The 6066-nt window shown below is 39.9% G+C and carries 5 protein-coding genes; all 5 read left to right on the top strand.

Translation table 11 applies throughout. The features are described 5' to 3' along the window. Positions 1 to 1492, top strand: a 1492-nt coding sequence (locus tag T344_RS29445) for a beta-1,3-glucanase family protein (protein ID WP_051572326.1), incomplete at its 5' end; no start/stop codon positions are given. Positions 1493 to 1581: 89 nt separating this feature from the next. Further along, on the top strand, positions 1582 to 2832 hold the full coding sequence (locus T344_RS31305; protein ID WP_084331361.1) for a family 16 glycosylhydrolase: 1251 nt from the start codon (positions 1582 to 1584) through the stop codon (positions 2830 to 2832). Positions 2833 to 3075: 243 nt separating this feature from the next. Next, positions 3076 to 3879, top strand: a complete 804-nt coding sequence (locus T344_RS0126825; RefSeq protein ID WP_162178060.1) for a hypothetical protein — start codon at positions 3076 to 3078, stop codon at positions 3877 to 3879. A gap of 285 nt (positions 3880 to 4164) precedes the next feature. Beyond that, entirely contained in the window at positions 4165 to 5325 is a 1161-nt protein-coding gene (locus tag T344_RS0126820; RefSeq protein WP_027631266.1) for a MerR family transcriptional regulator, read from the top strand. 119 nt (positions 5326 to 5444) lie between these two features. After that, positions 5445 to 6047 carry a uracil-DNA glycosylase gene (locus tag T344_RS0126815; protein WP_027631265.1) on the top strand — a complete coding sequence of 201 codons (603 nt, stop codon included), beginning with the start codon at positions 5445 to 5447 and terminating at the stop codon, positions 6045 to 6047. Positions 6048 to 6066 lie beyond the last annotated feature (19 nt).

Raw genomic sequence — 6066 nt, 5'->3', positions numbered from 1 at the left:
CTGGACTGTTGAAGTATATGAACATGATAATTTCGGAGGAACAAAATGGACCTACACCTCAAGTTCTTCCTGGGTTGGCACAGATGCAAATGACAGGATGTCATCTGTTAAGGTTATCAGCGGAACTCCGGTACAGACTGTTGCAGCACCTACCTTCAATCCTGCGGCAGGAGGATATACATCTTCAGTTTCAGTAACATTAGCCTGTGCCACTTCAGGTGCTACCATCAGGTATACTACCGACGGTTCAACACCTACAGCAGCCTCTGCCCAGTATACAGGGGCAATATCTGTTACCGGCACCAAGACCATAAAAGCTATTGCTGTAAAATCAGGAATGACTGACTCAGCAGTGGCATCAGCCACTTATACAATTAATACATCAAACGGTACTTCTTTGATTCCGCTGAACTCCGGTATGCAGATGACCATTCAATTCAATAACAATACCAATGGGGTTTACAGTAACAGCCAGATTTATGCCAATATAATTGGCAAGAATAGAAACGGCCAATTTTGCACCATTTCACCCGATGGAACCATGACTCAATGTGTTTCGGGACAGAATGCATCCCCTTACTTCTATCCCCTGAGTTCTTTAAACGGCTTCCAGATTCCGGCTTATGTGAGTTCAGGAAGACTGTATATTTCAATGGGGGCACCCCTGGATATCCCGTTTAATACGGCGGCGGATGGCACTGTAGGTATTGCTTATCCCAATATTGAGAATCCATCGGATTCAAGCTATAATAAATATTTTGATTGGGCGGAGTTTGCTGTGATTAACGGTGAAGTTTGGATTAATACCACCCAGGTCGATATGTTCGGTGTACCGTATACTATCGAAATGTTTACCGGCAGCAGCAATAATTATTCTTCCTTTGCAAAGGTTGGAATCACCGAATCCAGAGCATCAATTTTCAGTGCATTCCAAAAAGAAGTGCCTGCTGAATTCAAGAGCCTGGCTACCGTACAGGCACCATACCGCATTGTTGCGCCTATCCATGGTGGTTTCAGGACAGGACAGACCAACGGTGCTTATTTTAACAGCTACATTAACAGCATCTGGTCCCAATATTCCACCAGTAACTTTGTGCTAACCGTTCCTCAAGGTACATTTACAGGCAGAGTATCGGGCACACAGATGAATTTTACAAGGCCCGGTGATACTACTATTTACCGTGTGAATAAACCTACCGGTGAGGATGTTTGGGGAGGTGCAGGCACACTGGCAACCGGAAATGAAATTGAAAAGGTACTTCAAGCGCAGATTTGCGCTGCTTTCCATCGTCATGTCATAGAAAATGCGGCCAACTTGAATAATCCTTCTGCTTACTATCAGACCGGACCGGCTGATTATTACGCCAAATTCTTTCATGCCCACAGTTTGAACGCCAAAGCATACGGTTTCTGCTATGACGATGTGAACGACCAGAGTTCAGCTATTCACGCCACCAGTCCCAGAGGTGCCATCATCAATATCGGCTGGTGATACTTTTTAAAGACTTTGTTCTGTATTTCTTGAATAGTGATGGAGGAATACGGAACAGGTTCAAGGTGATATTAAAGGAGGTTGATTAAATGCATACTTTAAGCAAGAAATCCTTTGGCAAAATTCTGGCACTGGTAATGGTGCTTGCATTGTTGTGCGGTATTCTTACTACAATACAGGCAAGTGCAGCCGCCAGAGGAGCATGGGCTCCGAATACAGCATATGCGGCAGGTGATACGGTAACCTACAGCGGGAGTACTTATACCTGTATTCAGGCACATACTTCCCTGACAGGCTGGGAACCACCCAATGTTCCTGCTCTATGGGAGAATGGCGGCGGAGGGACAACACCACCGCCAGCAACAAACGGAGTGACATTCTATGCCGATATAAACTATGGGGGAACAGCAATAACACTTGGAGTGGGCAATTATACACTGTCTCAGTTGAACGCAAAAGGAATTCCCAATGACTGGATGTCTTCGTTAAAGGTTCCTGACGGCTGGACTGTTGAAGTATATGAACATGATAATTTCGGAGGAACAAAATGGACCTACACCTCAAGTTCTTCCTGGGTTGGCACAGATGCAAATGACAAAATGTCATCAGTTAAAATCTTTAATACTGCAGACAGCGGCAATCTTGTATGGAGCGACGAATTTAACGGAAGCTCACTGGACAGTTCAAACTGGGTATATGATATAGGTACAGGCAGCGGCGGATGGGGAAATAATGAGCTTGAATATTACACAAACCGCTCACAGAACGTTCAGGTAACAGGAGGAAACCTTGTAATAACAGCTCAGAAGGAAGCCTATGGCGGCATGAACTACACTTCGGCACGTATAAAGACAAAAGGCTTGCGCCAGTTCACGTATGGAAAAATCGAAGCAAGAATAAAGCTTCCTTCAGGCGAAACTCAGGGAATCTGGCCTGCTTTCTGGATGCTGGGTTCAAATATTGATTCTGCCATTTGGCCTAAATGTGGGGAAATCGATATTATGGAGCGTGTAAACAAAAATTCGGTTGTAAATGGAACTGTACATTGGGACAATAATGGACAGTACGCATCTTTTGGAAGGACTTCAGGAAATATTGATTTTTCACAATACCATGTATACAGGATTGAATGGGATTCAAAATATATCAGATGGTTTGTGGACGGAGCACAGTTTAATGAAATACTGATTGAAAACGGCACAGGCAATACTGAGGAATTCCAGAAGCCTTTCTTCATACTGTTCAACCTTGCCGTAGGCGGAAATTGGCCGGGAAGCCCCAATGGAGCTACCACATTTCCTGCAAAGATGTATGTGGATTATGTACGCGTATATAGATAGTTCAGCTTTTTATACATTGGACTGCAATTAAATCAAGAACAAAGGGACTTGAACCTTCCAGGTTCGGGTCCTTTTGTTTTTACAACACTCATGATATAGTAAAATAAACGGCCATAGCATTCATTGATCTGCGGCGGCTAAAGATATCAACTATAAAGTTATTAAGAGGTACTTATGAAAAGAACGGTTTTTTTTATTTCTCTTATATTATTTTTTTCTTTGACAGTCACAGGATGCAACAAGGTGAGAAAATCTGATAATCCATCAGCAGCTGAAGTTATTGCTTCAAGCACAAATCAGATGACTGCAGGCTCCTCTGATATTAACAAGACCTATAAGAACAGGACAGAGGATTTGGACAAGAATTTGTTTAAAGAAGTAGATAGCAAAAGTTCGACTCCGGATAAACTCAAAATTTTATTCAAAGCACTTAAAGAAGATTCGTCATTGGATGAGAACTATAAAATGTACAATTGCGATAATGTCTTAACCTATACCATGAATTTGCTGTACGATTTTCTTGGAACGGAGCAGTCATTCAATATAAGTGACAATGAATTTGAAAAACTTCTTGGGTTTCCGGTAATGCCGCTTAAGGAGGGAAGAATTATCAGGTATGAAGGCAAACCTGAAAACTTCGGTGAATCTTCAGACTCAAAGTATATTTTTTATCAATGTAAAAGGGGCAATACCGTATCGGCCTATAAACTTTATTTTAAAGATTATAGAAGAGTTACGGATGCTTTTGTCATAAATACCGGAATGGATAGCAGTATTATTTATACTTACGGATTTACAAGCATGAATTCAGGTTCCCGCCACTTTATACATGCTTTTAAAATTGATTCAAAGACATGTACAAAAGTTGATGCTTTGGATCAATACATGTATGAAAATAAAGGATTTATTGATTCTGACGGATTAATTCCTTATGAATTTGAAATCGAGAAGTTCACTGGGGATGAAATAATTTTCAAGTCCGGTGAAAATATAAATAAAACACTTAAAGCATATTTTAACAGCGAGAAAATGGAATTTGTAATATAGTCTATGTTCATGATTTTCGTAAACTTTTTAACAATAGATACAGTATCCGTTATACCGATTTGTGCCAATGGAAGTTTAAAAGACCGCTTGTTTTCAAGCCATTTGAAAATGAACGGTCTTTTGTGTTTTAAAGAAAAAATTAGATTATGAATAGGCTTACAGAATTGTTGACCCTGACATCATGTCATAGTGTAAGATAAATACGGGGTTTAAAGTGCTGGCAGAATTTACGGCCCGTCAGAGTTTCAGAGGGTATTAACTCAAAACTATATATGGAGGTATTCAATGAGAACGGTAAAACAGGTTTCGGATCTGACAGGAATAAGTGTACGCATGTTACATTACTATGATGAAATAGGGTTGTTAAAACCAAGTGAAGTTACAGACGCAGGTTATAGGCTTTATGATGATGAAGCTCTCATGACTTTGCAGCAAATTTTGTTTTATAAAGAACTGGATATACCGCTGAAAGCAGTAAAAGAAATAATGTACAGTCCTCATTATGATAAAATACAGGCTTTGGAAAATCAAAAGAAGCTGCTGATATTAAAATGCAATAGATTGAACGATTTGGTCAAATTGATAGATAAAACATTAAAAGGGGAAACAGCAATGAGTTTTAAAGAATTTGATATGAGTGAATATTTTAATGCATTGGAAGATCTTAAAAAAGAACATAAGGATAAAATAATAAAAGCTTATGGCAGTATGGATAAATATAATGAATTTATTGAAAGATGTAGATCCAAAGAAGTTGAAATTGCCAGGATGGCTATTAAACAATATGGAAGTATTAAAAAATATGTTAAAGCTATAAAGAGAAATTACAATAGTAATGTATTCATTTTAGCAGAGCAATATGAGGAGTTTAAAAAAGACTGTTTGGAGGATAAGCATCCTGAATTGAAAGAATTGTATAAAGCGCTTGTAGCTGACTTGGGCAAAGACCCTTCTTCAAAGGAGATTCAAAGGATTGCACAAGAAATAAAAAATACGGCTCAAAGAGATTACGAAATTTTCAAAATAGATACGGGAAATGAGTATTGGTACTCTATGGTACAAATTTATTTATTGCTTCCCGATTGGATAAAGGCAGTTGATGAGAAATATGGCACCGGTGCAGCTATATTTATTGGTAAGGCCCTTAAGACTAATTTGGGCGATAAACAGCCTAAAATTAAAGTATTATATGAAAAGCTTACCTCTGATTTAAATAAAAATCCTTATTCAGAAGAGATGCAAAAAATTGTTGCAGAAATTGCAAATGAGACTCATAGGCAGCATGAAACTTTAAAAATAGACGAGGGAGAAAATTATTTGGGATATATGGCAGAGCTTTATTTGTCAGATTCCGCCTGGGCAAAAGAAGCTGATAACAGGTATGGAAATGGTGCGTCCAAATTTACCGGTGAAGCATTAAAATTCTATTCAGAAGGTGTTAAGTAAGCCGGCATGAAACATATCCAAAATTGTGGGCAATATAATAAATGAAGTGCTGCCCTGAATGTTTGATACAATGAACCCGATAGGTTTGGGAGAGTTAGTTTGAACTCATGGAGGTAAATATGGAGTCGTGCTTTGAACCTGGGATTTGGCCGGAAGACAAATTGCCAGAAGCCGCCGCCGGTTATAGAGAATGTGAAATATGCACGGAAAAATCTCGCGTCATTTGGGGGGAAGGAAATCCCGGCGCGTCTGTTGTTATAATTTTAAATAATCCAGGCGCCCGTGAAGACAAAGAGGGCAATGAATATGTCTGCGGAACGAGGCAAACGCTGCAGACAGCTTTGCATAGAGCCAATTTGCCGCCGGAGGACATCTATTTGACCTATCTTTTAAAATGCAGACCTCTTCGCAGGTATAACAGGGAAGAAGTTAGAGCTTTCAGTAAACCATTTCTCATTCAACAAATAAAAACCATAGGGCCCAAATTCATGGTTTGTCTGGGAGATACGGTTGTTCAGGCGATGTTTGATGATAGGGAGGCCCATGTAAAAAATTTGAGAGGGCTATGGCATGTTGTACTGGGATATCCCTGCATTGTCTCCTATCATCCGCTGGCTGTGAGGAGACGGCCCAATCTGGCACGTCAGTTTATGGAGGATTGGGACATGCTGGGGCAACGGTTATCTGGTGTTGACAATTGTAATGAGCGGCTATTGACATAGCCATTTAAACGCAAAGAGA

It is taken from the genome of Ruminiclostridium cellobioparum DSM 1351 = ATCC 15832 (genome assembly GCF_000621505.1).
GTDB classification, from domain to species: Bacteria; Bacillota; Clostridia; order Acetivibrionales; family DSM-1351; genus Ruminiclostridium; species Ruminiclostridium cellobioparum.
This window is presented reverse-complemented; position numbering and strand designations above follow the sequence as displayed.

Bases quoted from the DNA above. Each gene is read 5' to 3' on its own strand.
- T344_RS0126820 (WP_027631266.1), top strand. From the start codon at position 4,165: ATGAGAACGGTAAAACAGGTTTCGGATCTGACAGGAATAAGTGTACGC.
- T344_RS31305 (WP_084331361.1), top strand. From the start codon at position 1,582: ATGCATACTTTAAGCAAGAAATCCTTTGGCAAAATTCTGGCACTGGTA.
- T344_RS0126815 (WP_027631265.1), top strand. From the start codon at position 5,445: ATGGAGTCGTGCTTTGAACCTGGGATTTGGCCGGAAGACAAATTGCCA.